We start from the raw sequence: 24,421 nt of genomic DNA, 5'->3' as shown, positions 1-24,421 counted from the left end.
AGTGATTTATTGCCCGACGAGTGGTAAAGCCAGGTAGCAACTCGCCACGCCCAGAAGGGCCCCCGCCAGAATGTCCAGCGGGTAATGCACGCCCAAGATGATACGCGAAACACCTATGATCGTCGCCCAGCCGAAGACCAGCCAGGCAAAAGCCGGATAACACCAAGCGATGGCACTGGCCATCACAAAGGCTGCCGCCGTGTGGCCCGAAGGCAGGCTGAATTTATCCGATGGCTCGAAGGTGAGCATCAGGCTATCGCCGCCGGGCAGAGGCTGATGACAGGGACGCGTACGCCGAATACTGTTCTTGAGCGCCAGATAGAGGGGCAGCTCTATGATGAAGGCGGCGAGCGCCAGGTTGAACAGTGTCTCCCCCCGCTCATCGAGCAGCAGTAGGAGCACACACAGATAGAGATAGTAAGGCCCATCGCCCGTGGCCGAGATAAGCCTGGCCTTAGGGTTTAGACGATAAGCCACGCCATAGGCGTTGATCGCGGCAAAGGCCTGACGATCTAGCTTAGCTAAGGTCTGAAACATAAAAGGCTCCGGATCATTAAGGTATGATCAGGAGCCTAAAAACTCGCTATGACGCCTAGGTGACATCTAGCCTAAATATTTATGACAGGGATAACCCTTATGCCTCGGCGGTATTGCCCACCTGAGACTTAGCGCGGAATAACTTCACTAAGTGATAGATATTGATACAGGCGACAAAGGCGTTCATGCCGGCCACAGGCCAGGCCGAGATATAGATCCCGTAGATCACAAACAGTGTACAGCCGGTAAAGTTAAGACATCTTAGCCAAACTATATCTTTCATCATCAAAGAGATAGCCACCATCACCGAGGCGGAATAGCCGATTAGTTCAATTGTGTTTGAAGCTTCCATAAGGCACCTTCTTAAGGCCCTCTGCCGTCCATAAGCTAACTGGGGGATCCGTGCCCCTAAAGCAAGTTAAAGTTAAGTTAATCGTTGACTACCTACATGCTAACAAATTTAGCCCCAGCTTGTAATTAAAATACGTTATTTAATGACCTTGGTCATGTTTTTTGCACAATAAGAAAGCAATGAAAGAAAGATTACAACAACTTAGCCAAACGGCGCTATTATCACCAATAGCGTGAGTTATAACGCTTTTCTTTTTAAGAATCCCTTATATACTGGCTGGTAACAATATATTGCTGATTTATCCCAGTAAAATGCCTCTCTACAGGAGTATGACTTATGGAATACAACACCTCAGAACTTTGTGACACTTACATTGATGTGGTCGATGTTGTTGAACCCATGTTCAGTAATTACGGTGGTTGTAGCTCTTTCGGCGGTTCAATTAGCACCATTAAATGCTTCGAAGACAATGGATTAATCGCTGAAGTACTGCAACAAGATGGCGAAGGCAAGGTGTTGCTGGTCGACGGCGGCGGATCCCTGCGTCGTGCATTGATCGACGCCAACATCGCCGAGATCGCCGTGGCAAATAACTGGGAAGGCATTATCGTTTATGGTTCGGTGCGCGACGTCGACGCACTGGAAGATCTGGACATAGGTATCCAGGCGCTAGCCTCCATTCCCGTCGGCGCAGACGGCCACGGCGTGGGCGAACTGGAGATCCCAGTTAACTTCGGCGGCGTCACCTTCCTACCAGCCGACCATATCTACGCCGACAACACAGGAATCATCCTGTCACCCGAGCCTCTAGATATCGATTAAGCTGAAGCCCGAAATGGCATGATGATTTTGGCTAGGCTGTTTAGGCTAGGCATTTAGCCATAGTCAGGAAGCAAAAAGGACGACCATAAGTCGTCCTTTTTTGTGGCCTATCGATGGCCCCTTGTCTCTACAGTCACTTCTGCTAGTTATTGTTTCAACCGGGCTAGCTGCTTAAGGGCATGTTGATTGTTCGGCAAAAACTCGAGTACTTTTTCGTAATGAGCTATCGCTTCAGGTTTATTGCCAAGCGCTGCATAGGTTTCAGCTAGGCTATCATAGGCATTGGCATTGTCGGGAAACAGATGAACATTGAGCTTAAATATCTCTAATGCCTTTGCTAGTTCATTTTTAGCCACATAGCGATAGCCCAAAAGGTTAACTTCTTGCACATCAAACTGTGCACTTGCTTTCATTTTATCCGCTAAAGCAATGGCTTGGTTAAAGCCCTGTGTTTTCATTTCTTGGAAAAGTGTGAATAAGTCTTTTGACAATCCCCAACCATTTTCAGCTTTCATCTCAGGGTAATAAAAACCAGCAATTTCATCGATGAAGAATATCGGTAAGCTACCTAACTTATTGGTTAATACAATGATGGTTAAGTTATCTTCTGGATAAATCACCATTGAAGTGGCATCGCCACCACTGGCACTCACTGCCGGATGCTGTTCTCGTCCAATCGTTTGCCAGCCAAGGGCATAGCCATTTTCTAAATTACTAAAGCCTGCGGTTTTACCATCATTTAAACGAGTAGGTGTCCACAGCTCTTTAAGGTGTTCCTTATCGAGCAGTTTTTGCTGTTGCAGCGCTATCGCGTAATTAGCAAGCTCGGTCGCAGTTGCGCTCATACCCGCCGCGGTTCTAAAGAAGGGATCATAAGTAATTTGTACCGTCTGAAACTTTCCCTGATTGCCGGCAAAATAGGGACGAGCCTGATTGGGAACTATGGATTCAGTATGGGCAAAACCTGCCGCCAAGGTGATAGGCATATCTAGTTTAGCCAGCTGATTTTGCTGAATATAGTTGGCAAACGGCTGGCCCGATAACTTATCAATAATTTTACCGAGCAAGATGTAACCTGTTTGGTTGTATTCGAAACGGGTATTGGTTTCAGAACGCATGGGTAAGGTAAGTACTTCCTGCCACGCAGGTTCGGGTTGACCATTGGCAATTAAATCAACCCAATGACCATTTAATATTTTGGGTAGACCAGAGGTATGGCTTAGCACCTGGCGGATAGTTAGTGGTTGCCACGCTTTAGGCAAATCATCTAAATGCTTTGAAAGCGGATCGTTGACCGATAACTTGTTCTCTGCGGCAAGTTGCATAATAGCAACGCCGGTAAAGGCTTTCGTCATCGAATAAATGGGAAAAGGGGTATGGTTTTTTACCGTGACTTGATCTTGCAAGTTTGACAGACCATAGCTGGCTTTTTTTATCAGCTTATTGTCTTTGACGACTGCCAGCTGTAATCCGGGAATATTGGCTGTGCGCATTTTCTCCAGCAGAAAATCGTCTATTTCATCGGCTTTTACCTGTGAAAGTCCACCGATCAGTAATAGTGTGCTTAATGAGACAACATGTAAACGTAGACGAATGTTTTTCCTAAACATCAGAACAGGATTTCCTTAATTGTAATCGTTGAGATAAAACACCCTTTATAGCGCTTGATAAGTAGCAAAAGTATAAGGTGCAGGGTATGACACCCGAAGTGTGTTATCTAAATTAGCTTCGAGTGATAGTGCGCATAGTCTACCGATATTTACCCTAATGACAATTACTTAGGTATTGCACTGTCACCCTTGCCGTTAGACATAGATCAAGCTGACGCCGAAATCGGCTGAGAGATTTAAGCTTGGAAATTTCGCTCGACATACTGCTTCGCCGCGAAACTCTTGGGTATAGGCCTTGGTTCTTTTCTTTGTCGTCATGAGACACCTCTTTCTGACTATAGAAGGTGTCTACTTTTTTTGGGTAAGTCCTTACAGATAACGCCCGCAAAGTTTTCGAACAATTTAAGGCAATTCTTATCCGCCAGGTTTTACAGGCTGTTAACCATTCCTACCGCCCAATCTCCCCAAGCCTGTGTTTTAAAAACAGTATTCATTGCTACGGCGAGAACCAAAAATAACCCAAATGATAGTAGTGTACTAATGTAAATACGACTTTTAATCTTCCAGTCATATGCCATAAGGGTCACGTAGATTAAAAACATCAACACAAACATTGAATAACCCGGTAATGCCAATAAATGGGTAAATCGATTAAGACCCTCTGGCATCAGTTGGATAGCTGCGGCAACCATAAATCGTTTATGGTGGGCCGGATTACTAATATTTAGAATACCCAAAATATAGAGAGCTAAGAAAATTAGCCATTGGAGCAAAGTTCCACCTAAAAAGCCTCCCGCTCGAATTCTAGCTTGAGCATCTTCAGGATTAAATATGCCAAAATCTGTTAGGCGTTGATAGAATTCAAGCGCCATCATTGGGCCAGTAATCAATATTGCAATTACTAGAAGAAGACTGAGTTTTCCTAAGTTTTTGTGAGCGGAATAACGACCTGCACCAGATAATTGTATCTGATTTAATAGTAATAAATACCATGCCACACTGAATGCACCATGTAACCCGGTCACTAGAGAAATTCGACCTAGGACGTCAGGGTTGGAAATCCAATTAGACGCGAAGCCACCGAATAGTAAGAAAGTGATGAAAAGTGAGAAAAACCAAAAAAATCTCGTCTCACGACGATAAGCGTTAGGTATAACAACGTTCACTATGTTTAATGCCTTGTCCATGGTATTCCAATTTTTCCTAATCTAGAACATTCTCAATCGGCGTAATAAGTCCTTAGCCCCAATTAACTAAGCAGGAGCGCAAGCCAAGCTTTTTTCGTCCTATTGAGTAAATTGTTATGTGCTTACCACTCGAACACCTTCGGATTCTAGACGCACGGTTAATAGCCTTTTTGCTAAAGGGTGCAACTTAGCTTGATCTATAGATTTTAATCTGCGTTTTCCCAAGCGTTTATCAAGCATTGCAAGGGACTGAATTAAAGGGTCTTCAGAAGATATTGACTCATCAATAGTAAGATCGTGCACGAAACTCCAGCAGGCCTCATAAGCATCTTGCCTTGATAGTTCACCGTATTCCATTTCTCCGTAAGACTTTTTCTGGTTCGCAGAGACATGCTCTGGAATTGGTGAGTCCGTAACCCACCGTCCATCCTTAAGATAGTAATTACCAGCGGCACGATTCCAGAATGCTCTTGTACAGAAATTAGCGATAATTTCCTTATCAAGGGTTAGCCAAGCGTGACCACAAGTACAATTACCATATCTTGTGCTGAAAATAGCAACTCTCCCGCTAAGGGATTGAGAAAACTTGTCTTCTACCAGCGATTTCAACTTACTCCATTTCACTGATAACCCCCTTTAAGCACATAACTCTGCGAACACACACGTGTCGCATGCTCTGCCTTGTTAAGTATTGGCATTCCAGATGTCCAGCATGGCTGCATAATGTGATGCCTTTGGTGTTGTTTCGCCTAATAAGGAGATACTTGAGGCCTCCAAGTCACCGAAAGTGTCAACAATTAGTTCTTTTTCAAACTGCTCCAGTTTCACCCGAAAGAAATCAGTTTCGGGGCCACCGCAATGTTTCTCAGGTTTATCAATAGGGCCGTAATTGATTATTCCCTGGAGCTTATCAGCGATCTTTGGGTGAGTAGATCGCATGACACAGATAGTCTCTTCTAGAACGCCCCTTCGGAAGACGATTTCCTGTTTAGTTATTTTCTTGTACTCGCACTCATTCATATCGCTACTTAACATTTTATTAGTGCACCTGCCCGTTTACCCCATCTGACCAGTAAAAACACTCTTAACTAACCAGCTGTATTCCAAAGAACTTATCAGCTTTCCATTCAATACACCATACTGAAAAACGCCGATGAATACGGACTTTAAATCACCCAAAACTCACATAATTTAAATACGACTGAATGCTTGTCTACTATGCCGCCTAATCGAAGAGATGAAATGCCCCGGTGTAGATGCATCTGCGGACGTCGATGTCAGGGCCAAAAAATATTCCCTACACTTTTTTGGCATTCCCTACATCCATGTAGGTCAGATGCCATCGTCGAACCTACAGGTAGCGTACTTGCAGCGTCTCACAAGGGTATCTGCACTTAAGGTCGCTCTTTCACATCCATGTGATCACGACATTGGTACTTCCATGTACTGCACCCGCCGGGCAGGCGCTAAGTAACAATGAAGGTGCGACCTTCAAACCCCCTCCCAACAAACATTCGGCTAAACGCTACAGTTGACAAAAAAAGCTGGCACATCCAATAAAGCCCAACCGATGAAGGATAAACCTAGGAGTAAGCAGAGGCGGTGAGTATCAAGCCCAAATCAAATATAGATTGCCTATTTACTGATACGCCCAATTGCCACTACAGCCCTGTTACTCGCAGGTTGCAAACAAGGCGTCTTCATCGAAACCTTGTTCGCGGGCCCGGGTGAGCCAGGCCGACAGGGTTTCATCCACCACCAGGGGCTGCGGTGCCTGCGGCAACAGGCGATTGATGAGTCCAAAGGCCGGATGCTCAAACTCAGGATTGGCCAAACCACGGTTCTGCCGCAGCTTAAGCAGCAGCAAGGCACAATAGGGGATGAACTGCCAATTCATGTTTCCCATCTCAACGAAAAACTTGCTGGGAGGCGACACCACCTGCAGCATCTGGTCGTCGCACAGTTGCTGCAGGAAAGCGTGCACTTGGTCCAAATCCTGGGTATCCCAGTGGGCCACAATCTCGGCATAGGCGAACTTGTCCACTGTGGGCACCACGGGAGCGCTCACATAGGCTGAGTGCAGCAGCACCACAAAATCGCTCAGGTGGCTCTTGGAGCGCAGCAACCAGTTCCTCGGATAGCCGATGCGATAGAAGCGGCCCAGGTTTTGCGCATGAGCTGTCAAGCCGAGGAGCTCGGCGATACAGAGATTGAAGACGGACTCAGGCCTTACCCCATTTTCAAACTCCCGGCCAAAACGGCTCGGGTACAGGGACTGGCGCTTGAAGGCGATGGCGCTCTGGCAGCAGCCGTAGCCTAATGCCTGCGCCAGCAGGGCGGTATTTAGCCTGTCCTCCAGGATCAGTTCCCGCTCCGCCCGCATCTCCCAGTATTTTTGATTTATCACCAGTTCGCTATCGAACCATTCCCAAGGCAGGAAGTTTAGCGCCGGATCCGGCGTCACTGGGCTCTGAGTATTACCATGGTCGATATAAAACTCTAATGCAGTTTGGTTGTCATCGAACACCGCTTGGTACTTGTCGGGATTGTTCCTGGCAAGCTTGCGCTTGCGTAAAAATTTTACCAGTATCTGGCTCATGGGTTAGCACCGCGTCCTTAGCTAGCTGTCAAATCACTCATGATACTAGAGTAGTTTTGAGCCTTAAAACGTGATCGAATCAAAGTGCAGTCAAAACTATCAATGAAGGATAACACTAGGAGTAAGCAGAGGCGGTGAGTATCAAGCCCAAATCAAATATAGATTGCCTATTTACTGATACGCCCAATTGCCACTAAAGCCCTGCTACTCGCAGGATGCAAACAAGGCGTCTTCATCGAAACCCTGTTCGCGGGCCCGGGTGAGCCAGGCCGACAGGGTTTCATCCACCACCAGGGGCTGTGGCGCCTGCGGCAACAGGCGATTGATGAGTCCAAAGGCCGGATGCTCAAACTCAGGATTGGCCAAGCCGCGATTTTGCCGCAGCTTAAGCAGCAGCAAGGCGGGATAGGGGATGAACTGCCAATTTAATTCACCCATTTCGACGAAAAACTTACTGGGAGGCGACACCACCTGCAGCATCTGATCGTCGCACAGTTGCTGCAGGAATCCGCACACTTGGTCCAAATCCCGGGTATCCCAGTGGGCCACAATATCTGCATAGGCAAACTTGTCCACTGTGGGCACCACGGGAGCGCCCACATAGGCTGAGTGCAGCAGCACCACAAAATCGCTTAAGTGACTCTTGGAGCGCAGCAACCAGTTCCTCGGATAGCCGATGCGATAGAAGCGGCCTAGGTTTTGCGCATGAGCCGACAACCCCAGAAGCTCGGCGATGCAGAGATTGAAGACGGACTCAGGCATTACCCCATTTTCAAACTCCCGGCCAAAACGGCTTGGGTAAAGCGACTGGCGCTTGAAGGCGATGGCGCTCTGGCAGTAGCCGTAGCCTAAAGCCTGCGCCAGCAGGGCGGTATCCAGCCTGTCCCCCAGGATCAGTTCCCGCTCCGCCTGCATCTCGCAGTACTTTTGATTTATTACCAGTTCGCTATCGAACCACTCCCAAGGCAAGAAGTTCAGCGCCGGCTCCGGCCTCACTTCGCTCAGGATAACGCCATTGTCGATGTAAAACCTTAAACGTGCTTGGTTACGATCGAACACCGCTTGGTACTTGTTCGGGTTATTCCTGGCAAGCTTGCGCTTGCGAAAAAATTTTACCAGTATCTGGCTCATGAGTTAGCACCGCGTCCTTAGCTAGCTGTCAAATGACTCATGATACTAGAGTAGTTTTGAGCCTTAAAACGTGATCGAATCAAAGTGCAGTCAAAACTATCCATGAACTTTCAGCAAATTAGGGCTTGGCGCACAGTACGCCCAGATGATGACCTTTCGGACGAGGTCTTCTTAAATCGGTTGCTATGGTGTTTAAGGTCGATCGCGCAACATCCTAAAACTAAACCAATCTCCAAGTAACGCAGATGAAACTCTGGGCATTCGTCTAAATCGAGGTGAACAGGGTGCATATCAGCAGTGGCTAAATCTGACAGTTCTCTATTTAGGTCACATTTATACTTAGTCCTTCGCGTACAATAGCGTCATTTCGTTGAATTTCAGAAAGTTAAAAACATGGCGAAAATTTGTCATCAAACCGGGATAGAAACTCTGTTGCGACGTCTTGGGGGGGACACCCAATGGGCGTTCAACAATGTGCGTAATGCAACCGGCAACCGCAACGACAGTCTGGTATTTCTTCGTGGATACTATATGGCCAAGTCACTGCACGCCTGGTTTGTCGAGCGGGATCTGGATGCCCTTCGCCGGCACGCTTATCTCTCTGCCAAGTTGGATCGCATGTCATTCCAACTCCATCCGGGATTGTGGCAGGGAGCCTTCTGTCATTTCATGCCGCTGGTCAGTGGCGATGAGAGGATGATCGACTGGTACGGTCAGTTTATCTCGCCGCTGTACCGGGTTACGGGCGGCAAGGCGGTGCGTAACCGAGTTGGTTGCCCCGAGTATCATGCCTTTCAGGCCATACTGGCACTGCAGGGTAAATGGCAGCTGTTAGGGGAGCGGGCGGAATACATTCTGGCCAATCCCCCCGGTAAGAAGATGGCGCGCTATCAGATAGACCAGGAGTTCTATCTGGCGCTGGCCAAGGGGGACATGGTAGGAATGGAGCAGGCGCTGCACACTCTAACTGTGCCTTTGGCCAAGTTTCGTAACTTCGATGGCGCCTTGGTGTTGACCCAGCATCTGATGTCTATGTTTGGTTATATCTATGCCAAGATCGCATGGCGGGCAGGCTATCAGGTGCAGGTTGACAGTCCCTACTTGCCGATGGAGTGGTTGGCGCTTGAAGGCTTGCAACACTATGAGGAACTGGACATAACCCAAGGGTTTGATCTCTTTCAACCCTTTGCCGAGGAATATGCTGCATTGTCACCTGTTGCAGACCCCATCCAGCGCTTTGATGTGACACTGGGCTCCAGGCCAACAGATATGCAACTTAAAAAGAAATAAGGGAACAAGGGAACAAGGGAACAAGAATGATGGGATTTTGGCGTAAAAAACAGGCTAAGCCAGAGATTGAACAGAATCATATGATGGTGCCTTATCAAATGAATGAGTTTTCTCACGACGCTAGACAACTAGCTGGAATATTCAGTGATTTTGTTAACGGCAAGAAGATGACTCTATTGCCTGGGCGCTATGGTGGTGAATATAACAACGACATGCTTGCTTTTGGTGAAATGGACGATCGGCAAACTTTACTGCTGGGACTCAAAGTTACCGGCACAGATGGCGGTATTCAATTAGATCGAATGTCTATGGGGGCCTTTACTCAATGCACCTTGCCTTGGTTAAAGATGGTGCTGCATAGCCTTGTGTCTTTAGGCCACCAAGAGTCATTAATTTCAAATATTGAGCAAGCATTGGCCAGTGGAGAATTATTCGTGGCTGTTATTTTCATTGATAGAGATACGCGAAAGCTCAACATGCTCCCCGTCGTATTGGAGTGATCTGCTTAAGGATTTAGATCTATTTTTAATAGCAATTTTCAGATAGAGACAAACGCTGCAATGAAAAACCAACCAGGTTTCCTATCCTGTTCAATGAAGCCAAATCGAAGCGACGTTAGATACCCAGTGTAGATACGGCTGTGACCTTCGTCGTCAGGGCCAAAAATGTTCCCTACATTTTTTGGCATTCCCTACATCCATGTAGGTCAGATGCCATCGTCGAACTTACAGGGAACGTACTTGCGGCGTCTCACAAGGGTATCTGCACATACCTCGTTCCTTCACATCCATGTGATCACGACATTAGTACTTCCATGTACTGCACCCGCCTAGCAGGCGTTAAGTCACGATGAAGGTGCGACCTTCAAACTCCCTTCCGACAAGCATTCAGCTAAACGCTACAGTTGGAAAAAACGAGAAAGCGAGCCCATCCAATTAAAGCCAAATCGAAGAGACGTTAGATACCCAGTGTAAACACGATTTTGGCCCTCGGCGGCAGGGAAGCCGCCGTGGAGCGTATAGGGATGATGAGATGGACACCTCTTGTGAAGTCGGCGTCAAAAGCGCCATATTGAGTTTACGAAGTTCAATATCAACAAAAGGTGTCCACTATGAAAGTTACTCTAATTGGTATCGATTTGGCAAAAAATGTTCTTCAGATTTGCGGTGTCAATCAAGCTGGTAAAACACTCTTTAATCGCACCGTTAAACGCACTCAACTGTTGAAAACGCTCGTTCAATATCCTGATGCTGTCATTGCTATGGAAGCCTGTTGTGGGTCAAATTATTGGGGCCGAGAGCTGATGTCGCGCGGATTTGAGGTAAAACTCATCCCACCACAGCACGTGAAGCCCTTCGTGAAAGGCAATAAAAATGACCGCAATGATGCCTTTGCAATTTGTGAGGCAGCGATGCGCCCCAACATCATCTGTGTTAAACCAAGAACCTTAGCGCAGGTCGATATTATCATTTCCCATCGCATTCGCGAGCGTCGTATTCGTGTCAGAACCGCGTTGATCAATCAAATACGTAGATTATTGAGTGAATACGGCATTGTTATTCCTAAGGGCCGCGACCCGCTCAATCTTGCTCTACCTGAGTTACTCGAAGATGGCGATAACTCGTTAACCACCACCGCCCGTAGGTACATCAGAGAGTTACTCGATGAGTTATATGCCATCAATGCTTCGATTAAATCACTGGAAAAAGAGATTCGACTACAGGCAAGAAATCATGAAGATACCAAGCGATTAACCGCTATACGAGGTGTCGCTGAAATTATTGCTACGGCGGCGGTATCGTTCGCTGGTGATGGTTCAGGTTATCAAAATGGGCGACATTTCTCGGCAAACTTGGGGCTGGTGCCGAAAGAGTTCTCAAGTGGTGGAAAACAGAAGCTGGGGGCAATTACCAAGCGGGGGAACAGCTATCTAAGGCGACAACTGATTCAAGGTGCTTGGTCTGTCATACGCTACGCCAATAATAACGACGACAGGCTATCTGTCTGGGCAAGAAAGGTCATTGAACGAAGAGGCAAACAGAAAGCGGCGGTAGCTGTGGCCAACAAACTCGCCAGAATCATTTGGGCGATGCTTTACTACAAAACTGAGTACAGACCTGGCTAAACAACAAGAGCAATTACATACCCGAAAAACCGAACACAATTAATGAAGTAACAGGTAATACCGGCCTTCGAAAATGCTGAGAGAATATAAGGTGTTGTAACACCGAAGGGACGATAAGCAGCGAAGGCGCGGTTCTCATTAAGGCCAGAGCACGAAGATGCTCACAAACAGGTCGGATATACGTACGCAGTATTACTTTCTGTTACTCACAAAATGTTTGATCTATCCGAGGTGTCCATATACATATTCACAGCGTGCCAAAATAGTGTTTGCACATAAGCCCACCGCAGGTGATAGGTTGCCATGAAGGTGAGACCTTCAAACATTTCCCCAGCAAACATTCGGGTAGAGGCTACTCAGAAAAACCTGTATTTTGTGCAGCCCACAAAAAAATCAAACTTTTCTAAATATTATCCATTAAAATTACCCCACCTTTGCATCAACAACAAAAAACAGAACCCATAATGCAAACCCTAATTCCATTTACCGCCGAGCGTTGCCAGGGCTTTGTCGCCAAGCGCGAAGGTGAGACCAAGATAGGCCAGACCCTGCACTGTTATGAAGGCAAGGCGCCGCTCGGCGAGCAGCTGGCAAAGGCCAAGGCCGACGGGGTGCGCTTCGTCATCTTAGGCATAGGCGAAGATATCGGCCCCAGGGCCAACCTGGGGCGCGGCGGCGCCGTAGACGGATTCGAGGCCGCCATGGCGCAGTTTTGTAACTTCCAGTCGAATCAGTTTCTCGACGGCAGCCACAGCATGGTGCTGGGCCAGATAGCCACAGACGATCTACAACTGCCAGAGGGCAGCAGCGCGCAGGCCCTGAGGGACAAGGTCGAACGACTCGATGACAGAGTGATCGACATCGTCAGCCAGATCATGACGGCAGGCCTGGAGCCGATAGTGATCGGCGGTGGGCATAACAACGCCTATGGCCTCTTGATGGCCACCAAGCAGGCGACAGGTAAAATGGTAGCGGCAGTTAACCTGGATCCCCACTCAGACTTTCGCCCCAGAGAGGGCCGTCACAGCGGCAATGGTTTCAGCTACGCCGCGGCCAGTGGCGCCCTGGGGCACTACCATGTGCTGGGGCTGCATGAGCTGAAAAACAGTCAACAGACCCTGGAGCAGCTGAGTGCCTTCGGCGGCAAGTGGCACACGCTGCAGGCCATCTGGGTGAGACGAGAAATCAGCCTGGAGCAGGCCCTGAAGACGATAGTCGATGATCTTAACGGTAGCGATCTGCCGGTGGCGCTGGAGCTGGATCTCGACGCCATCATCAATATGCCCAGCAGCGCCTCGACGGCCGCTGGCATCCCCCTGCTCGATGCCCTCTATTATGTGAATCAGGTGGCCAGCAAGACCCCAGCCGCCTACCTGCATCTGGCCGAGGCGGCCCCCAGCTGTCACGTGGCCGGTGTCGAGGCGGGACGACGGGAAACGGGCCAGAGCATCGGCGAGCTTATCTACGCCTATATTCAGGGACGACTGGCACAACACCCCCTGGGGTAAGTCATTCGGCGCATTTGGCATATTGCTAATATTATGCTGTAATGCGCTCCACATTTTTAAACTCTGCGCTATCACGCATTTTTCGATTAATTGTGCGCGGATTATTTACATCGATCACAGAGTGATAGACCAATGATTCAGCAAATTGTGTCAATCACTTACACTCGCGGTTAACAGCAGCAATAAATAGGAAGCCAGTAATGTCAGAGGGCAGCTCAAACAGTACCCACTTTGGATATAAGACGGTCGAAGCAGAGAAGAAGGCAGATCTGGTTGCCGACGTATTTCACTCGGTCGCCGCCAAATACGACATCATGAACGATGTTATGTCCTTTGGTATTCACCGTCTCTGGAAGCGTTTTACCATTGAGAGTGCGGGGGCGCGTCCAGGCATGAAGGTATTGGATCTCGCCGGTGGCACAGGCGATCTTACCGCTAAGTTCTCTCATATCGTGGGCAACACAGGCCAGGTGACCCTAGCCGATATCAACGACTCTATGTTGAAGGTGGGCCGCGAAAAGCTGCGCAACCGTGGTGTGGTGGGTAACGTCAACTATGTGCAGGCAAATGCCGAGGCGCTGCCTTTCCCTGACAACCATTTCGACATCATCACCATCGCCTTCGGCCTGCGTAACGTGACCGACAAAGATGCGGCCATTCGCTCTATGCTGCGCGTGCTTAAGCCAGGCGGCAAGCTGCTGATCCTGGAGTTTTCTAAGCCACAGCATGATCTGATGCGTAAAATTTACGACATCTACAGCTTCAAGGTGCTGCCTAAGATGGGCGATATCATCACCCAGGATGCCGGCAGCTATGAGTATCTGGCCGAATCTATCCGTATGCATCCGGACCAGGAGACCCTGAAACAGATGATGGTCGATGCCGGCTTCGAGCAGGTGGAATACACCAACATGACCGACGGTATCGTCGCCCTGCACAAGGGTTACAAGTTCTAATACAGGCGCTGATACCTATACTGATACCGCAAGAGGCCCCACACATTCGGGGCCTTTTTATTTGCTAGCTCTTCCTTGCCCACACACCCCAAATCCTACTGAATAAATTAGCTTTATCCTTAGCCCTTTTACCGCCAGTTTAGTGTAGAATAGCGACACATTTGCGCCGTCATATTTAATGGCGAGCCCAGCAGCCAACGATTCACAGGTCTTAGGTAACGCATGAAACGTGAAATTGCATTGCTGATCTGTGCGGCCCTCGAAACCGCACTCAAAAAAGTGACTCAGCAGTCCCCCGGCGCCTACGCCAAGCTCCACAACCTGCAGGGGCGGGTACTCTGCCTCGAACTCAGCCAACTGGGCTGGCCCATCTATCTACTCTTTGCCAAAGAGATTCAGGTCTTTAGCCATTATGATGGCGAAGTAACCACTAAGGTGAATGCCGACCTGACCACCCTTTACCGGCTGACCGAAGGCGCCAACCTTACCGAGCTGATCAAGCAAGACAAGCTGACCCTTGAAGGGGATCTCAACCTGCTACAGAGCTTTAGCCACTTCATGCAGCAGGTGGAGTTCGATTTCGCCGAGCCTCTGTCGCGTTACATAGGCGACGCACCGACTCACCTGCTCACCCAAGGCGCCAAGCAGCTGAAACAACAGCTGGGGCAGGTGCTGAGCAAGAGCTGGGATCATATGGGCCAGCTGGCAACAGAAGAATATCGCCTGAGCCCCCACAAGATAGAACTTGTGCATTTTAGTGATAGAATCGAGCAACTTGAGGCCGATACCAACGCCTTAAGCCAACGGATTGAGCGACTCATAAACAAGGCAAACAGCAACAGATGACAATCAAAAGCATGCGGCGCGCATACCAAGTCGTAAAGACGGTGCTTCAATATGGTCTGGATGATCTTATCCCCGCTAAGCTCAAACCCTGGTATTTCAGGCTGCTACGCTGGAGTTTCTTCTGGTTAACAAACCAACATAAAGACAAGGTGGGCGGCGAGCGTCTCAAGCTGGCGATGCAGGAGCTGGGCCCCGTCTACATCAAGTTTGGTCAGATGCTGTCGACCCGCCGCGATCTGCTGAGTGACGAATGGGCCGAAGAGCTGGCCATGCTGCAAGACAGGGTGCCCCCCTTCGACTCCGCCATCGCCCGCGCCCAGATAGAGGCCGAACTCGGCGCCCCCATAGAGACCTACTTCGACAATTTCGACGACACGCCACTGGCCTCGGCATCGATCTCTCAGGTCCATACCGCGACCCTCAAGTCTAACGGCGAAGAGGTGGTGCTCAAGGTGCTCAGACCCAATGTGGAGGAGAAGGTCCATGCCGACCTGCTGCTGATGAGCCAGAGCGCCCAGGTGTTAGAGACCCTGTTAGGCCATGGCAACCGCCTGCGCCCCGCCGAGGTGGTGGAAGACTATCGCACCACCATAGAGGGTGAGCTTAACCTTAAGCTCGAGGCTCTGAACGCCATCAAGCTGAGAAACAACTTCATCGACTCGGGTGCCCTCTACATCCCTAAGATGTATGAAGAATTTTGCTTTACCCGCCTCATCGTCATGGAACGCATCTATGGCGTGCCCGTGTCAGACAGGGCGGCGCTAGAGGCCCAGGGCACTAACCTCAAGCTGCTGGCAGAGCGCGGCGTCGAGCTGTTCTTTACCCAGGTGTTTCGCGACAACTTCTTCCATGCCGACATGCATCCGGGCAACATCTTTGTCAGCACAGAGCATCCGGAAGATCCCTTCTACATAGGGCTGGACTGCGGCATCATGGGCACCCTGTCGGAGCAGGATAAGCGCTACCTAGCGGAGAACTTCCTGGCCTTCTTCAACCGCGACTATACCCGCATCGCCCAGCTCTATATCGAGTCAGGCTGGGTAGCCGCCGACACCGACTTAGTGGCCTTCGAGCAGGCGATAAAGGTTGTGTGCGAGCCCATGTTTAACAAGCCGCTGGATGAGATCTCCTTCGGCCATGTACTGCTGGAGCTGTTTCGCACCGCGCGCCGCTTCGACATGGTGGTACAGCCTCAGTTGGTGTTGCTGGAGAAGACCCTGCTCTATATCGAGGGCCTGGGACGTCAGCTCTACCCTCAGCTGGATCTCTGGAAGACCGCCAAGCCTTTCCTCGAAGGCTGGATGGCCGAGCAGATGGGCCCTGTTGGCATGGCGAAGAAGATCAAGAAGCAGTTCCCCTACTGGACAGATAAGCTGCCAGAGCTGCCTGAACTGGTGTATGACAACCTGAAAATGGGCAAAAATTTCGTCAATAGCCAGAATCAACTGCTTGATCGCTACCTAAAGCAGCAACAAAAAGCCCATAAAAGCAACTACCTTTTGATCACATCAGCAGTTTTAGTGATCTGTGGCAGTATTTTGTTTTCTCAAGACGCTACACTATGGGCCTCTTATGCTTGTATCGGCATCGGTGCAACCTTCTGGTTACTCGGATGGCGATCTAGACCAAAGAATCGCAAATTTTAGCTAGCACTAAATAACCAAAGGTTCATAATAGAACCAGTATTACATCAAGAGGAAAGTTACATGGGTGGCATCAGTATTTGGCAACTTCTTATCATTGCTTTAATTGTTGTTTTGCTTTTCGGAACTAAGAAATTGCGCTCTTTAGGTGGTGACCTCGGCGGTGCTGTTAAGGGCTTCAAGAATGCCATGTCTTCTGAAGAAGAGAAGAAGGCAATCGAAGACACTAGCGCAGAAAAAACTGCTCAGACTGAAGAAAAAAAGACTGAGTCCAAGGATAAAGAACAGGCGTAATTCCTTATGTTCGACGGTATCGGCTTTATGGAGCTGCTGTTGATTGGTATTTTGGGGCTGGTTGTACTCGGCCCCGAAAGACTACCGGTCGCAGTGCGCTCAATTACAGGCTGGATTCGTGCCATGAAACGCATGGCTAACTCGGTAAAAGATGAGTTGGAGCAAGAGCTTAAGATTGAGCAGCTACATGCCGATCTCAAGAAGGCAGAAAACCAGGGCCTGAAAAACCTCTCCCCCGAGTTACAGGATTCAATCGATCAATTAAAAGAAGCAGCCCAATCTGTTAATCGTCCCTATAAGGTAGAAGATATTGCCACTGGCAGCGACAATGCCAGCAGCGAGGCGAAACCTGCAGCGACCACGACAGCCAAGGCCAGCAATTCAACCGAAAAATCTGACGGGTAGTTCATGTCGCAACAGCAGCCGTTAATCAGCCACTTGCTTGAGTTACGCAACAAGTTGCTCAAGGCCATTGGCAGTGTCCTTCTGGTCTTTATCTGCCTGGTCTACTGGGCAAACGATATCTATCACTACATGGCCACGCCGCTTATGCAGGCGCTACCCGAGTCCAGTAGTATGATTGCGACGGATGTGGCCGCGCCCTTCTTCGCCCCCTTTAAGCTCACGCTGATCCTGGCGTTTTTTATCGCCATTCCCTATGTCTTGTACCAGATCTGGTCGTTTATCGCGCCAGGCCTCTATAAGCATGAGAAGCGTTTGATGCTGCCGCTACTGGCGAGCAGTACCTTACTCTTCTATCTGGGTATCGCCTTCACCTACTACATAGTGTTTCCCGTGGTGTTCGGCTTCTTTACCAGCGTGGCGCCCGAAGGGGTACAGGTAGCGACCGATATCAGTAGCTACCTAAGCTTCGTGCTCAAGCTGTTCTTCGCCTTCGGTCTGGCATTCGAAATCCCGATCGCCGTTATCCTTCTCTGTTGGGCGGGAGTCACCACGGTTGAAGATCTCAGGGCGAAACGTCCCTATATTGTTGTCGGCGCCTTCGTCGTCGGCATGCTGTTAACGCCGCCGGATATCATCTCGCAAACCATGTTGGCCGTCCCTATGCTGATATTGTTTGAGGGGGGATTGATTGCCGCGCGTTTCTACAGTAAAAAGGACTCTGACGAAGACGAGCTCTCCGAGCAAGACAGCCCAGAGTAATAACGCAGAATCTTGCTTCAAGCTATCCGGTAACGGATAGCTTGTTGTTATTTTTTACCCCGTCACCTGCCTGTCTCGCCGCGAGCCCTCCATAATAAAAAGGAACTCTCTATGCGCTTAAGTTTTGCGGCACCAACCAGCTGGATAGCACTCTCCACTCTACTCTTCTCACTCAATGCCTCTGCCGGTATCGAGCAGCAACTCAGCCAATGTGCGGCCAAACAGGACAAGCTAGACAGGCTGATCTGCTACGACAAGCTGGCGGCCAAGGTTGGCAACAAGGTGCAAAGCAGCAAACATGTCGCCCCCGTCTCTAAGTCCGCACCGACGCCACAACCTAAGCCTGCACCACAGGCGGCCACCGTCGTAGCCAGCACACCCGCTTCGGCAGAAGCCAGTTTCGGTAAGGTGTATAAGGAAGAAGTCACCGAAGTCGAAAAGATTGTCATGACGGTCGAGTCGGTGAAGAAGAATCCCCGTGGCATCCTGACCATCAGCTTCGACAATGGCCAGGTCTGGAAACAGAATGACACCAATCGCTTCAAGGTTAAGGCGGGTGAGAGCGTATATATCGAGAAGGGCGCCCTAGGTTCTTTCCTCTTGGGCAAAGAAGACACTAACGCCACTATCAGGGTTAAGCGCATCGACTAATGCCCAGCTACATAGACATAGCTGTCAACCTGGTTGGCAGCCCGTTAGAACAAGAGTGTGACACGCTAATCAGTGATGCGGCGGCCCAAGGGGTATCGCCGCTCATTGTTATTGGCTCCAGCCTAGATGAGAGTCAGCAGGCGATCGACTGCGCCGCCCGTTATCCAAACGCCCTCTACACAACGGCGGGAGTGCATCCGCACCACGCTAGCGAGTGGGATGCCAGCAGCAGCGCTCGGCTCACCCAGCTAGCGAAGCAGGCCGGCGTCGTGGCCGTCGGCGAGTGTGGCCTAGACTATAACCGCGACTTCTCACCCAGGCCGAAACAGCGTGAGGCCTTCGAGGCACAGCTAGCCCTAGCCGTCGAACTCGATATGCCCGTACTGATGCATGAGCGCGATGCCCACGAGGACTTTGCCGCCATCTTGCAGGCCTATCGCCCACGGCTAAAGGGCGCCCTGCTGCACTGTTTTACCGGCAATCGTGCCAGCCTGGAACGCTATATCGAGCTGGATCTGCACCTGGGGATCACCGGCTGGGTGTGTGATGAGCGCCGTGGCCAGGAACTTGCCAAACTAGTGGCCGATATTCCAAGTCATCGCATCATGATAGAGACCGACAGTCCCTATCTGCTGCCCCGCAGCATGCGTCCCAAGCCAAAATCGAGCAAAAACAAACCTCAGTACCTGCCTTACATCGCCAGGGTCATCGCCGATCTCAGGGGCGAGTCTGAACAGGCCTTTGCCCGTCAGGCCTATCACAACAGCTGCGCCTTCTTCGGCATAGAAGAGGACTATGAGCCCATTTAAGCTATTGCTCCTGCTGATCACCCTGAGTTTCCCCGGCTTTAGCCAGGGGGAGTCGCTGCTGGCAGTTAACAGAGACCAGTCGATCCAGCTCACCTCCTGGCTCTATTATATTCAGGATGACAGCCTTACGACGCTGGAGCAGGTCAGCAAGCAGAGCAGTCATCGCTGGCAGCGGCTGACTCCTGAGTTTAATCAGCACCTTGGGGTCAAACCTTTCTGGGTCAAGTTCAGCCTCTATAACGCGACCCAGAGTCATATACGGCGCTATCTAAAGCTGGGTAACCCGCACCTGGATAAGATAGACCTGTATCACCTACAGACGGGTCAACCCACGGTGCATCTTGAGATGGGCGACAGCCTGCCTTTCCGTCAACGCCCCATCATCAACAATGACTTTCTCTACCGTTTCGAGCTGACGCCGGAGCGGGTGCACACCTTCTACATACGGATAGAGAGTAAGGGCAGTGCCAACCTGCCTATCTCGCTGCTGTCGCCTGACCATATCGTCAAGGCCACCGAGACGCAGTCCCTCTACCAGGGATTCCAGCTGGGCGCCCTGATGGCGATTGGCCTGTTTAGCCTGTTTATCGCACTCACCTCGCGCTCCTACAGTTACAGCTACTATTCCGGCTATGTGCTGTCAGCGACCCTGTTGGTCGCCAGCCTGCATGGCCTCTCCTTCAGGTATCTCTGGCCCAACTGGCCTGTCTTACAGGCGATCATGGTGCCTATCCTGATCCCTATCGCCCTCACCTTCGTGCTGATGTTTTCCGAGAAGGTGTTGCAGCTCAAGTACCATAACCTCAAGATGCTGAGAGTGTGTCGCTACGGCGCCGCCACCGGCTTGTTGCTCACGCTAATCACGCCCTTTTTAAGTTACTCGGTGGCGCTCAAGGTCAATATCATCGCCGTATTGATCACCACCAGCATACTGATGCTCATCGCCCTGCTGCTGAGCCTGCGAGGCCATAAGTTGGCCAGACTCTACACCCTGGCCTGGTCTGGGATGCTGATAGGCTCCTTCGTCACCGCCATGATGTACCTGGGGGTCATCTACCTGCCCATCATGCACCAGACGCCTATCATGGTTGGCCTGAGTTTCGAAATCGTCTTTATGGCGGCCGTGCTGGCGATCCGCTATAACGATGAGCGCAAGGCCAAGCTCAAGATCCAGCAGGAGGCCCTGCTACAGGCCCAGCGAATACGCCAGGCCCGCGAAGAGGCCCTCAAGGCCGAGGCCGACACCAACGAACGCCTGGAACAGATGGTGCAGGAGCGCACCCTAGAGCTCGAGATCGCACTTCGAGAATTAAATGAGGCCAACCAGAAACTTACCGAGCAAAACACGGTCGATAGTCTCACAGGCGTGAAAAATCGCGCCGCCTTCGAGAAACGCCTGCAGGCCGAGGGCCGCCTGAGTCGCCGCCAGCAGACACCGCTGGCGATCCTGATGATAGATATCGACCACTTCAAGGCGATCAATGATACCTATGGCCACCTGGCAGGGGATCAGACACTCAAGAGCATCGCCCAGGCGTTAAAGGCAAAATTAAGGCGCCCAAGTGATCTAGTGTCACGTTTCGGTGGCGAAGAGTTTGCTATGATACTGCCCAACACCTCCTCAGACGGGGCTCAGCAGGTGGCAGAGCTGATGCGCAGCACTGTCAGTCAGTTACCCCTGGCATGGGGAGAGCAGGCTATTCCGCTCACCATCAGTATCGGGATCTGTGCCGAAGTGATCGTCGATGATCAGCACACTCAGCTGCTGGTCGACCAGGCAGACAAGGCACTCTATCGTGCCAAGCATGAGGGCCGAAATCGCGTTTGCGTCTATTCGCCCGAACTCGAAGAATAAAATTAACCGACTTAGCGGCTATGCGCCATCTAGCCATGTGCAGAGAAGTGTGTAGCCCAATAAAGCAAGCAACCCTAAATTAGGAGTCGAATGTGAACATCATTACCAGTGCTTTCCCTCAGCGCAGAATGCGCCGCATGCGTAAACACGATTTTAGTCGCCGTCTGATGGCCGAAAACCAGCTATCGGTCAACGACTTAATCTACCCAATGTTCGTGCTCGAAGGTAATAACCGTACTGAGCAGGTCGCTTCAATGCCTGGCATCGAGCGCTACTCAATCGATCTATTGCTCAAGGAAGCGGAAGAATTAGTCAAGCTGGGGATCCCATTAGTGGCGCTGTTCCCTGTGACCCCAGCCGAGAAGAAGACCCTGATGGCCGAAGAGGCCTACAATGCCGATGCCCTAGCGCAGCGCGCGGTGCGCGCCCTGAAAGAAGCCTTCCCCGAGCTTGGGGTCATGACTGACGTGGCGCTGGATCCCTTCACCACCCATGGTCAAGATGGCATCATCGATGAAGATGGCTATATCCTGAATGACATCACCACAGAGATCCTGGTGAAGCAGGCGCTGTCTCATGCCGAGGCCGGTGCCGATATCGTCGCGCCATCTGACATGATGGATGGCCGCATTGGCGCCATTCGTCAGGCGCTGGAAGAAGCTGGCCATGTGAATACCCAGATCATGGCGTATTCGGCCAAGTACTCCTCAAACTACTATGGTCCCTTCCGTGATGCGGTTGGCTCTGCCGGCAACCTCAAGGGCGGCAACAAGCACAGCTACCAGATGGATCCGGCCAACAGCGACGAGGCGCTGCACGAAGTCGCCCTGGATATCCAGGAAGGCGCCGACATGGTGATGGTCAAGCCAGGCATGCCATACCTGGATATCGTTAATCGCGTGAAGACAGAGCTGGCGGTACCAACTTTTGCCTATCAGGTGAGCGGTGAGTACGCCATGCACATGGCGGCCATCGAGAATGGTTGGTTGGCCGAGAAGGCGATCGTGATGGAGTCACTCCTGTGCTTCAAGCGCGCAGGTGCCGACGGTATCCTGACCTACTTCGCCAAGCGTGCGGCCCAGTGGCTGAAAGAAGCTGAAAATAAATAAGCTCAATCGCCGTTGATAATAGAAAGCCAGTTGCAAACAACTGGCTTTTTTTATGATGCTATTCTAGCGGCTATTATAATGGCTATAAAGCATAAAGCCCAACAGCCCTACGAAGAGCACAATGGGGAACCAGGTATTAATACTGAGCACAAACTCCACTTGGGAATCTTTATGTATCCCAGTGGTATACATAAACTGCCTTACTTTTGAGAGAGATAGATAGTCGTTCCAGATACTCACCAGTCCCATCAGTTGAATACAGGAGATCACAAACAAAATCTTACTCTGCTTGGTGTTGGTGCTTTCCATACGACGCTGATAGGAACGCTCAAGGTAATCTTTAAATGACGCCACATAAGATTGCGCATTATCGAGCGCGTTACATATATTCCATTTACTCTCCATCGGTACATATATCTTGTCATTATCAGACTCAAACAGAGACTTCATGTCCTGATTCTGGATCCTGAGCAGTTCAAACTTATTGATATATTCGTCGATAACCACACGATTCTTTTCAATACTCTTGTTGCGATCATCGATTAGGATACGACGATTGAGCTCATCCATGAGATTGATGAAGTAAGCCGTGGAGAACCACATATATTGAATGTGGTATTGAATCGGGAAAAATCTATGGTAGTAACTTCTATCATTAGAAATAATCGAATGAAAGCGGCTGTAAAAGCGGTAACTGACCTTGTCATTATCCAGAATAGTGGTCTGATTATAGGAAACACGTTCGGCCTGGGTATTACAATCAAATATGGCCTCTTTCAACCCTTGGTTAGCCGCGTCGGTTCGATAGAAAAAGGTGATATTCCCTGTATTATTGAGCAGCTTCACCTCATGATTACGCTTGTTATCAATCAACTTAAGGCATTCAATTGTCTTCATCTTCGCCAGTTCAATCACCTGAGATGCCCAAACGCTGATCTGACTGTCATTATGCTCTTTAACCAATAGGTTACGCACAGTGTTATAGAGATTATTCTTATCTTGATCCTTATAATCAGTAGCTAATAATTGCATCAATCTGGCTTCTTCAAACTCGAATACCAGCTCGTAAACCAAAATAAAGCTGTAGAGACGATAATCGAAAATCAGATCGAACTTACACTCCTTGGGAAGCAAGTTGTCAGAAATATCATACTCATCGTTAACCCAGAACATTGACTGAGCGAGATCAGCCTTCAGTAACTGTCCCGATACCGGCGTCCTAGTCGAAGAGAGTATCGACTTAAAATTTTTACTTCTCGTATGGATTTTTAAGAAGGAGTTAATCCAATCGATGCTTGGCTTAACATCCATATTTGCGCTGAAGAATTTCTTGATATTACGATTATTAGTCAGTGCCGCATCAAAGGTATCAACGCCGAGTTCTAGCGGCTGAACACACATCACCGAAGTTTTAACCATTTACAAAAAATCCTTTACTGGGTTATTTACATAGGCTTCTGGCAGCGGCTCTTTGCGGTAATCAATCGTTAGTTCCTCTCCTGCCACAATCTTTCTCAAAGTCACGACACGCAGCGGATCGCGCTTGAGCTCGAGATTAGGCGTGCGACTGTGATTGATGTAACTGTATTTGCTTCTAAAGGGCCTGACCAACAGTTTATCTGCCCCTAAGTAATTACATTCCATAAAGATATAATTTTTATAAGCTAGGATATTTGGCGCAACCAACGCCTCTATCTTCTCATAATGCTCAATGGTGACAACCTGACCATCGAGCACACATAGCTCCTGTCCAGCTTCAAAGCCAAACTCTTGGCAAAATAATCCGAACCCATGTAATTCACTAACATCAATTTGGGTGTCGCCAATATTATCTACAACCACACTGCGAACAAACTGCAGATCTTGAGTCACATCCATATTTAGTTCCTCTGACAACAACTGACCGCTGCCCTGATGAGATGAATTGATCATC

At 49.7% G+C, this 24,421-nt stretch carries 25 protein-coding genes; 15 read left to right on the top strand and 10 right to left on the bottom strand.

All coding sequences use genetic code 11. From position 1 onward, the window contains the following. Window positions 1–6: 6 nt before the first annotated feature. Both L2731_RS07830 and L2731_RS07825 read right to left on the bottom strand, forming a co-directional pair. The gene (locus tag L2731_RS07830) at window positions 7–537 is read right to left on the bottom strand and encodes a phosphatase PAP2 family protein (protein ID WP_249252576.1); all 531 of its coding nucleotides are present in this window, start codon (window positions 535–537) and stop codon (window positions 7–9) included. A 97-nt stretch (window positions 538–634) separates the two neighbouring features. Further along, window positions 635–889, bottom strand: a complete 255-nt coding sequence (locus tag L2731_RS07825; protein ID WP_033539479.1) for a YgjV family protein — start codon at window positions 887–889, stop codon at window positions 635–637. A gap of 336 nt (window positions 890–1,225) precedes the next feature. On the opposite strand from L2731_RS07825, the gene rraA reads away from it, so the two are divergent. Continuing rightward, window positions 1,226–1,711, top strand: coding sequence for a ribonuclease E activity regulator RraA (rraA, locus tag L2731_RS07820; protein ID WP_249252574.1), 486 nt, complete (start codon window positions 1,226–1,228; stop codon window positions 1,709–1,711). 146 nt (window positions 1,712–1,857) lie between these two features. On the opposite strand, the gene L2731_RS07815 is transcribed toward rraA, so the two are convergent. The 6 genes from L2731_RS07815 to L2731_RS07790 form a co-directional block, all read right to left on the bottom strand. After that, window positions 1,858–3,321 (bottom strand): serine hydrolase domain-containing protein, encoded by a 1,464-nt coding sequence (locus L2731_RS07815; RefSeq protein WP_249252571.1) that lies wholly within the window; start codon window positions 3,319–3,321, stop codon window positions 1,858–1,860. A gap of 428 nt (window positions 3,322–3,749) precedes the next feature. Further along, window positions 3,750–4,508, bottom strand: a complete 759-nt coding sequence (locus L2731_RS07810; RefSeq protein ID WP_249252570.1) for a hypothetical protein — start codon at window positions 4,506–4,508, stop codon at window positions 3,750–3,752. A 114-nt stretch (window positions 4,509–4,622) separates the two neighbouring features. Next, window positions 4,623–5,132 (bottom strand): SF0329 family protein, encoded by a 510-nt coding sequence (locus tag L2731_RS07805; RefSeq protein ID WP_144202601.1) that lies wholly within the window; start codon window positions 5,130–5,132, stop codon window positions 4,623–4,625. A gap of 60 nt (window positions 5,133–5,192) precedes the next feature. After that, window positions 5,193–5,543, bottom strand: coding sequence for a hypothetical protein (locus L2731_RS07800; protein WP_249252568.1), 351 nt, complete (start codon window positions 5,541–5,543; stop codon window positions 5,193–5,195). A gap of 637 nt (window positions 5,544–6,180) precedes the next feature. Continuing rightward, complete coding sequence (locus L2731_RS07795; protein WP_249252567.1) at window positions 6,181–7,107, bottom strand: hypothetical protein; 927 nt, start codon at window positions 7,105–7,107, stop codon at window positions 6,181–6,183. A 204-nt stretch (window positions 7,108–7,311) separates the two neighbouring features. Further along, window positions 7,312–8,238 (bottom strand): hypothetical protein, encoded by a 927-nt coding sequence (locus tag L2731_RS07790; RefSeq protein WP_249252566.1) that lies wholly within the window; start codon window positions 8,236–8,238, stop codon window positions 7,312–7,314. A gap of 393 nt (window positions 8,239–8,631) precedes the next feature. Between L2731_RS07790 and L2731_RS07785 the strand changes: the two genes are divergently transcribed. The 14 genes from L2731_RS07785 to hemB all read left to right on the top strand — a co-directional run bounded on the left by L2731_RS07785 (window position 8,632) and on the right by hemB (window position 22,488). After that, complete coding sequence (locus L2731_RS07785) at window positions 8,632–9,528, top strand: Imm49 family immunity protein (protein ID WP_249252565.1); 897 nt, start codon at window positions 8,632–8,634, stop codon at window positions 9,526–9,528. A 26-nt stretch (window positions 9,529–9,554) separates the two neighbouring features. After that, window positions 9,555–10,028 carry a hypothetical protein gene (locus tag L2731_RS07780; RefSeq protein ID WP_249252564.1) on the top strand — a complete coding sequence of 158 codons (474 nt, stop codon included), beginning with the start codon at window positions 9,555–9,557 and terminating at the stop codon, window positions 10,026–10,028. 611 nt (window positions 10,029–10,639) lie between these two features. Then, window positions 10,640–11,653, top strand: a complete 1,014-nt coding sequence (locus L2731_RS07775) for an IS110 family RNA-guided transposase (protein ID WP_249252562.1) — start codon at window positions 10,640–10,642, stop codon at window positions 11,651–11,653. 464 nt (window positions 11,654–12,117) lie between these two features. Continuing rightward, window positions 12,118–13,161 carry a formimidoylglutamase gene (locus L2731_RS07770; protein ID WP_249252561.1) on the top strand — a complete coding sequence of 348 codons (1,044 nt, stop codon included), beginning with the start codon at window positions 12,118–12,120 and terminating at the stop codon, window positions 13,159–13,161. 200 nt (window positions 13,162–13,361) lie between these two features. Then, the gene (ubiE, locus tag L2731_RS07765) at window positions 13,362–14,117 is read left to right on the top strand and encodes a bifunctional demethylmenaquinone methyltransferase/2-methoxy-6-polyprenyl-1,4-benzoquinol methylase UbiE (RefSeq protein ID WP_041509874.1); all 756 of its coding nucleotides are present in this window, start codon (window positions 13,362–13,364) and stop codon (window positions 14,115–14,117) included. Window positions 14,118–14,339: 222 nt separating this feature from the next. Continuing rightward, entirely contained in the window at window positions 14,340–14,963 is a 624-nt protein-coding gene (locus L2731_RS07760; RefSeq protein ID WP_249252560.1) for a ubiquinone biosynthesis accessory factor UbiJ, read from the top strand. After that, the gene (gene ubiB / locus L2731_RS07755) at window positions 14,960–16,609 is read left to right on the top strand and encodes a ubiquinone biosynthesis regulatory protein kinase UbiB (protein ID WP_239884928.1); all 1,650 of its coding nucleotides are present in this window, start codon (window positions 14,960–14,962) and stop codon (window positions 16,607–16,609) included. Before L2731_RS07760 ends, ubiB begins: the two co-directional genes overlap by 4 nt. A 60-nt stretch (window positions 16,610–16,669) precedes the next feature. Next, a complete protein-coding gene (tatA, locus tag L2731_RS07750; RefSeq protein ID WP_041509871.1) occupies window positions 16,670–16,900 on the top strand; it encodes a Sec-independent protein translocase subunit TatA in 231 nt (76 codons plus the stop codon). A gap of 6 nt (window positions 16,901–16,906) precedes the next feature. After that, window positions 16,907–17,305, top strand: a complete 399-nt coding sequence (gene tatB / locus L2731_RS07745) for a Sec-independent protein translocase protein TatB (protein ID WP_239854044.1) — start codon at window positions 16,907–16,909, stop codon at window positions 17,303–17,305. Between the two features lie 3 nt (window positions 17,306–17,308). Then, window positions 17,309–18,064 (top strand): twin-arginine translocase subunit TatC, encoded by a 756-nt coding sequence (gene tatC / locus L2731_RS07740; RefSeq protein WP_041509869.1) that lies wholly within the window; start codon window positions 17,309–17,311, stop codon window positions 18,062–18,064. A gap of 111 nt (window positions 18,065–18,175) precedes the next feature. After that, complete coding sequence (locus L2731_RS07735; RefSeq protein ID WP_249252559.1) at window positions 18,176–18,715, top strand: type VI secretion protein; 540 nt, start codon at window positions 18,176–18,178, stop codon at window positions 18,713–18,715. Beyond that, window positions 18,715–19,524, top strand: coding sequence for a TatD family hydrolase (locus tag L2731_RS07730; RefSeq protein ID WP_239854041.1), 810 nt, complete (start codon window positions 18,715–18,717; stop codon window positions 19,522–19,524). The genes L2731_RS07735 and L2731_RS07730 overlap by 1 nt, the downstream gene beginning before the upstream one ends. Further along, a complete protein-coding gene (locus L2731_RS07725; protein ID WP_239854040.1) occupies window positions 19,511–21,379 on the top strand; it encodes a sensor domain-containing diguanylate cyclase in 1,869 nt (622 codons plus the stop codon). Before L2731_RS07730 ends, L2731_RS07725 begins: the two co-directional genes overlap by 14 nt. Before the next feature lie 92 nt (window positions 21,380–21,471). Continuing rightward, entirely contained in the window at window positions 21,472–22,488 is a 1,017-nt protein-coding gene (gene hemB / locus L2731_RS07720) for a porphobilinogen synthase (protein ID WP_239854039.1), read from the top strand. 63 nt (window positions 22,489–22,551) lie between these two features. Here the strand turns inward: hemB and L2731_RS07715 are convergent, their stop codons facing one another. Together L2731_RS07715 and L2731_RS07710 are read right to left on the bottom strand one after the other, a co-directional pair. Then, window positions 22,552–23,907: a hypothetical protein gene (locus L2731_RS07715; protein ID WP_249252558.1), complete on the bottom strand. Its 1,356-nt coding sequence runs from the start codon at window positions 23,905–23,907 to the stop codon at window positions 22,552–22,554. Then, window positions 23,908–24,420 (bottom strand): SET domain-containing protein, encoded by a 513-nt coding sequence (locus L2731_RS07710; RefSeq protein WP_249252557.1) that lies wholly within the window; start codon window positions 24,418–24,420, stop codon window positions 23,908–23,910. Window position 24,421 lies beyond the last annotated feature (1 nt).

It is taken from the genome of Shewanella aquimarina (assembly GCF_023349185.1).
Taxonomy (GTDB): Bacteria; Pseudomonadota; Gammaproteobacteria; order Enterobacterales; family Shewanellaceae; genus Shewanella; species Shewanella aquimarina.
This window is presented reverse-complemented; position numbering and strand designations above follow the sequence as displayed.

Excerpts from the sequence above, each read along its gene's own strand:
- L2731_RS07830 (WP_249252576.1), bottom strand. The coding sequence starts at position 537 with ATGTTTCAGACCTTAGCTAAGCTAGATCGTCAGGCCTTTGCCGCGATC.
- L2731_RS07825 (WP_033539479.1), bottom strand. The coding sequence starts at position 889 with ATGGAAGCTTCAAACACAATTGAACTAATCGGCTATTCCGCCTCGGTG.
- rraA (WP_249252574.1), top strand. The coding sequence starts at position 1,226 with ATGGAATACAACACCTCAGAACTTTGTGACACTTACATTGATGTGGTC.
- L2731_RS07815 (WP_249252571.1), bottom strand. The coding sequence starts at position 3,321 with ATGTTTAGGAAAAACATTCGTCTACGTTTACATGTTGTCTCATTAAGC.
- L2731_RS07810 (WP_249252570.1), bottom strand. The coding sequence starts at position 4,508 with ATGGACAAGGCATTAAACATAGTGAACGTTGTTATACCTAACGCTTAT.
- L2731_RS07800 (WP_249252568.1), bottom strand. The coding sequence starts at position 5,543 with ATGTTAAGTAGCGATATGAATGAGTGCGAGTACAAGAAAATAACTAAA.
- L2731_RS07795 (WP_249252567.1), bottom strand. The coding sequence starts at position 7,107 with ATGAGCCAGATACTGGTAAAATTTTTACGCAAGCGCAAGCTTGCCAGG.
- L2731_RS07790 (WP_249252566.1), bottom strand. The coding sequence starts at position 8,238 with ATGAGCCAGATACTGGTAAAATTTTTTCGCAAGCGCAAGCTTGCCAGG.
- L2731_RS07785 (WP_249252565.1), top strand. The coding sequence starts at position 8,632 with ATGGCGAAAATTTGTCATCAAACCGGGATAGAAACTCTGTTGCGACGT.
- L2731_RS07780 (WP_249252564.1), top strand. The coding sequence starts at position 9,555 with ATGATGGGATTTTGGCGTAAAAAACAGGCTAAGCCAGAGATTGAACAG.
- L2731_RS07775 (WP_249252562.1), top strand. The coding sequence starts at position 10,640 with ATGAAAGTTACTCTAATTGGTATCGATTTGGCAAAAAATGTTCTTCAG.
- L2731_RS07770 (WP_249252561.1), top strand. The coding sequence starts at position 12,118 with ATGCAAACCCTAATTCCATTTACCGCCGAGCGTTGCCAGGGCTTTGTC.
- ubiE (WP_041509874.1), top strand. The coding sequence starts at position 13,362 with ATGTCAGAGGGCAGCTCAAACAGTACCCACTTTGGATATAAGACGGTC.
- L2731_RS07760 (WP_249252560.1), top strand. The coding sequence starts at position 14,340 with ATGAAACGTGAAATTGCATTGCTGATCTGTGCGGCCCTCGAAACCGCA.
- ubiB (WP_239884928.1), top strand. The coding sequence starts at position 14,960 with ATGACAATCAAAAGCATGCGGCGCGCATACCAAGTCGTAAAGACGGTG.
- tatA (WP_041509871.1), top strand. The coding sequence starts at position 16,670 with ATGGGTGGCATCAGTATTTGGCAACTTCTTATCATTGCTTTAATTGTT.
- tatB (WP_239854044.1), top strand. The coding sequence starts at position 16,907 with ATGTTCGACGGTATCGGCTTTATGGAGCTGCTGTTGATTGGTATTTTG.
- tatC (WP_041509869.1), top strand. The coding sequence starts at position 17,309 with ATGTCGCAACAGCAGCCGTTAATCAGCCACTTGCTTGAGTTACGCAAC.
- L2731_RS07735 (WP_249252559.1), top strand. The coding sequence starts at position 18,176 with ATGCGCTTAAGTTTTGCGGCACCAACCAGCTGGATAGCACTCTCCACT.
- L2731_RS07730 (WP_239854041.1), top strand. The coding sequence starts at position 18,715 with ATGCCCAGCTACATAGACATAGCTGTCAACCTGGTTGGCAGCCCGTTA.
- L2731_RS07725 (WP_239854040.1), top strand. The coding sequence starts at position 19,511 with ATGAGCCCATTTAAGCTATTGCTCCTGCTGATCACCCTGAGTTTCCCC.
- L2731_RS07715 (WP_249252558.1), bottom strand. The coding sequence starts at position 23,907 with ATGGTTAAAACTTCGGTGATGTGTGTTCAGCCGCTAGAACTCGGCGTT.
- L2731_RS07710 (WP_249252557.1), bottom strand. The coding sequence starts at position 24,420 with ATGATCAATTCATCTCATCAGGGCAGCGGTCAGTTGTTGTCAGAGGAA.